Raw genomic sequence first — 3,725 nt, 5'->3', positions numbered from 1 at the left:
TGCCGTTGCCCACAATTATGAAAAAACTTCTACTAACTGTATTATTCGTATTTATAATAAATTCGGTTTTCTGTCAAAACTTACTAGATGACAAATATTACTTTGTAAATGGAACCGAACTCTATGGCATTAAAAAAAGTAATGATACAATCTTTGAATTTAAATGCAATTCAAATTTTAAATGTGCCCAGAAATACAGGAGAATTTTTAAAGTTCTAAAGAGCAAAAGAATTGGATCTAAAGAGATTCTAGCAATAGAGCGAATTGATTCAATTCCCCTAACAACAAACCCAATTCCAGCAGATCGTTATAAATTAATAGGGTTTGAAAAGCTTGAACAAGGGAAACTAAAATTCATTAATGAAGCTAAAACCTATACTCTTGATTCGCTTTCTGTAATTCCATTTGACATTCAGTTTTTAAACAATAAATTCGGGTTTACTTATTATTCAGAATCCTATCTATCTCAATTAAAAACGGATTATAATATTAGTCCTGAATTAGCTCAAAAGATTTTAGCAGGTTTAAAAAGTAATACTGAGCTAATAGAACTTTATAGAAAAACAAAAACGGGAGATATTTATGGAAGCGGCATTACAGCAGAATTAATTGCTACAGAAATGATTAAAATAAATTTAAGCCCCCTCGATGCAAAAAAACGACTTGAACAAGCATTGAAAAAATAACTGTGGGCAACATCGGCTATATCTCATGGCTAGTGTAGTACTTCTAAAAAAGAAAAAAATATTCATGAACTCAACCAGGCTATTCGCTTCCATCGGACGCATCAAACAACCCGACCGCCACGAGGCATAGCCCTGCCGTTAGGCACAAGTTAAAATGAGAGTGACATTTTTAACCATATCATTACTAATATTTGTTTTCAGCTGTAAATCTTCAAGAAATGTAGATGAAGAAAAGGAAACTTTAAAAAATCAATGCTCCACCATCTTCCAAACGGTATTAAATTGCAGCCTATCAGATTTAAAAAAACTTATCGAAAAAGACAATGCTCTTGTAAACGCCAAGGATACAGTAAATCATCTATTCACACCACTCTTCTATGCCGCTCAAATAAATCATAAATCTAAATTTGACTATTTATTAAAAAATGGAGCTGAAATTTCAGCTCTAACGGATGAATTTATTCATCCTCAATTTGATGTTTTGTACGTTGCTCTTGAATATGATTCTGACAGAATATTAAAGAGAATCATTGAGCTTAAATCTTTTGACTTAAATAAAAAATATGATGACTGTGAAAATGTTATCTACACAGCAGTTAGAAATAATTCTCAAAAGTGTTTAAAAATACTATTGGATAACAAAGTCCGTCTTGATGTTACTGATGAATGTTCCGATGATAAAGGGATTTCCCCTCTGGGATGGGCAGCTTTAAAAAATCATGTTGACGTCGCAAAGCTATTAATTGAATATGGTGCAAATGTTAACGAGCAAAAGAATATAAAGGAACATACAATATTAGGTTATGCATGCTCCTCTAAAGACGCATCATTGGAAATGGTTAAATTATTAGTTGAGAATGGCGCTGACATTGATAAATCAAATCATTTAAATTTCACCCCTTTAATGAGGGCAGTTGCAAGTGGGAAAATCGATATTGTAGAATATCTTATCACAAAAAATGCAAATATCAATGCACAAACAGATTTTGGAAGATATTCACCTCTACATTATGCTTGTTCCCGGAATAATATGCAAATAGTTGAGCTATTGTTAGAGAATGGGGCTAATCCAGATATGAAGGATAAAAATAATTTAAGACCTATTGATAAACTTCAAAATGAGTATGATAAACAGAAAATGCGAGAACTTATAAAATAACCAGTGCCTAACATCGGCTATATCTCATGGCTAGTGTAGTACTTCTATAAAAGAAAAAAAAATCATGAACTCAACCAGGCTATTCGTTTCCATCGGACGCAACAAACAACCCGCCCGCCACGAGCCATAGCCACACCGTTAGCACACATTATGAACCAAAACCAAACCAAAATCATATGAACACCGTTTCCTGCCCTGCTTGTAAAAATGAAAATGCCAGTAATACTTTAGAATGCACTATTTGCCTGTTCCCTTTTAATGGTACTGAAAAGGAAAAATCGATACACATAGGAAAATTCATTTCGGATAAAGGTGTTATTGATGATTCTGACAGCCTAATCAAGAAAACACAAAACATTCTTTTTGTTTTATCTGGTTTGTACACTTTAGGAATGGTCCTCACCTATTTTAATAATCCTTACGGGATTATTGGTATAATTGATTACTTCATAATAATTCCAATTTTCTTGGTTTCCGCTTTCAGGATAAGGAAAAATCCAATTCTATTCACATCCATCCCACTAAGTATTTTATTACTTATTTATTCGATTCAATTTCTTTTTGATCCTAGAACTATCGTAAATGGTATTCTAATAAAAATAATTATCATAGGTGTAATGGGATATTGCATTAAAACTGCTGTAAGTGCGAATAAATTCAGAAAGAAATACAAAATATAACGTGTGCTAACAAAGAACTGAGTTAAAATCCAACCCCTTTTCAAGCTAATTTCGACCGGTAATTTTCATCATATGGTATCCCTGATGTAGCCACTGCGAAGGCTTGCTTCAGCAGTTTATTAGCTACAGCAATCAGGGCCAGTTTTTTACTTTTTCCTTTGTCGACTATCCGGTCATAGAGTTCCTTACAGGCTTTATTGTGTTTACAGGCCGAGAAGGCGCATAAGAACACCAGGTTGCGGAGTTTCTGGTTTCCTCTTTTACTGATCCTGCTTTTGCCGCGAACACTTTTGCCTGACACCCTAATGGTAGGGGTGATCCCCACATAACTGCATAGCTGTGAAGCGTTTTCAAACTTGGTAAAACCATCGGTGATGATGATAAGAAACAAGGCTGTTTTAGTCCCCATTCCGGGAATGCTTTTCAGGTTTGTTAATTGCTGTTGCTGCTCCTTCTTGACCAACTCCAGCAAACGTGACTCCAACATCTCGATTTCCTTGTTTAAATGCTTTAGCGTGCGGTTCAGAGAGTGGTAAACTACTTTTGAAGGTCTTCCCAAAGCTTCTTCGCCATGAAGCTTGTTTTTTATGGCTGTTCGTTTTTTCAGGTAACTATCCAATAAGCGAAAGAGCTGCAGGCACTCTGCCTGTGTTTCATTAAGTGCATTGTAAAGAGGTACTTGATTCTTTTGGGCATATTCACAAATAGCCCTGGCATCGCTCTTATCTGTTTTTACTTTAGACAACTTCATCTGAATAAAACGCTTCACCTGAAGAGGATTTACCACTGATACAGCAACGTTCTTTCGGTAAAGAAACTGAGCGAGTCGATAATGATAATACCCTGTAGCTTCCATCACCACCAGCCCATCCTTATCCAGGGTTTTTAAAAAGGATTTAAAGCCGGAAGGGTCATTAGAAAATTTTTGATGAACCCCTTGTTCATCCATTACATCGAATACATCTTTACTGATGTCTACTCCGTAGATTTTAGTATTTTTAGTCATAAGAACTGAATGAGGAAAGAACAGGCTACTGGAGTTTCAACAACTTAGAATCGAGATCTGGACGTCTCATAGAACTGAACGAAATAGCAGTAGAAAAGAGTGGGGATCATCAATGTTGACGAATTGAAAACATTCACTGGCTATATTGACCTTAATCCACTCTTTTGTTCTTTCTGATTGATCTTTAAAAATTA

The 3,725-nt window shown here is 35.1% G+C and carries 4 protein-coding genes; 3 read left to right on the top strand and 1 reads right to left on the bottom strand.

All coding sequences use genetic code 11. The features are described 5' to 3' along the window. The 3 genes from IS446_RS02945 to IS446_RS02935 form a co-directional block, all read left to right on the top strand. On the top strand, window positions 1–686 hold a 686-nt coding region (locus IS446_RS02945), incomplete at its 5' end, for a hypothetical protein (RefSeq protein WP_235996380.1). Window positions 687–840: 154 nt separating this feature from the next. Beyond that, window positions 841–1,845, top strand: coding sequence for an ankyrin repeat domain-containing protein (locus IS446_RS02940; protein WP_203058435.1), 1,005 nt, complete (start codon window positions 841–843; stop codon window positions 1,843–1,845). A 176-nt stretch (window positions 1,846–2,021) separates the two neighbouring features. Further along, window positions 2,022–2,525, top strand: coding sequence for a hypothetical protein (locus tag IS446_RS02935; protein ID WP_203058433.1), 504 nt, complete (start codon window positions 2,022–2,024; stop codon window positions 2,523–2,525). A 40-nt stretch (window positions 2,526–2,565) separates the two neighbouring features. On the opposite strand, the gene IS446_RS02930 is transcribed toward IS446_RS02935, so the two are convergent. Next, window positions 2,566–3,531 carry an IS110 family RNA-guided transposase gene (locus tag IS446_RS02930; RefSeq protein ID WP_203058425.1) on the bottom strand — a complete coding sequence of 322 codons (966 nt, stop codon included), beginning with the start codon at window positions 3,529–3,531 and terminating at the stop codon, window positions 2,566–2,568. Window positions 3,532–3,725 lie beyond the last annotated feature (194 nt).

This window comes from Robertkochia sediminum, assembly GCF_016786255.1.
Lineage (GTDB): Bacteria > Bacteroidota > Bacteroidia > Flavobacteriales > Flavobacteriaceae > Robertkochia > Robertkochia sediminum.
This window is presented reverse-complemented; position numbering and strand designations above follow the sequence as displayed.

Bases quoted from the DNA above. Each gene is read 5' to 3' on its own strand.
- IS446_RS02940 (WP_203058435.1), top strand. From the start codon at position 841: ATGAGAGTGACATTTTTAACCATATCATTACTAATATTTGTTTTCAGC.
- IS446_RS02935 (WP_203058433.1), top strand. From the start codon at position 2,022: ATGAACACCGTTTCCTGCCCTGCTTGTAAAAATGAAAATGCCAGTAAT.
- IS446_RS02930 (WP_203058425.1), bottom strand. From the start codon at position 3,531: ATGACTAAAAATACTAAAATCTACGGAGTAGACATCAGTAAAGATGTA.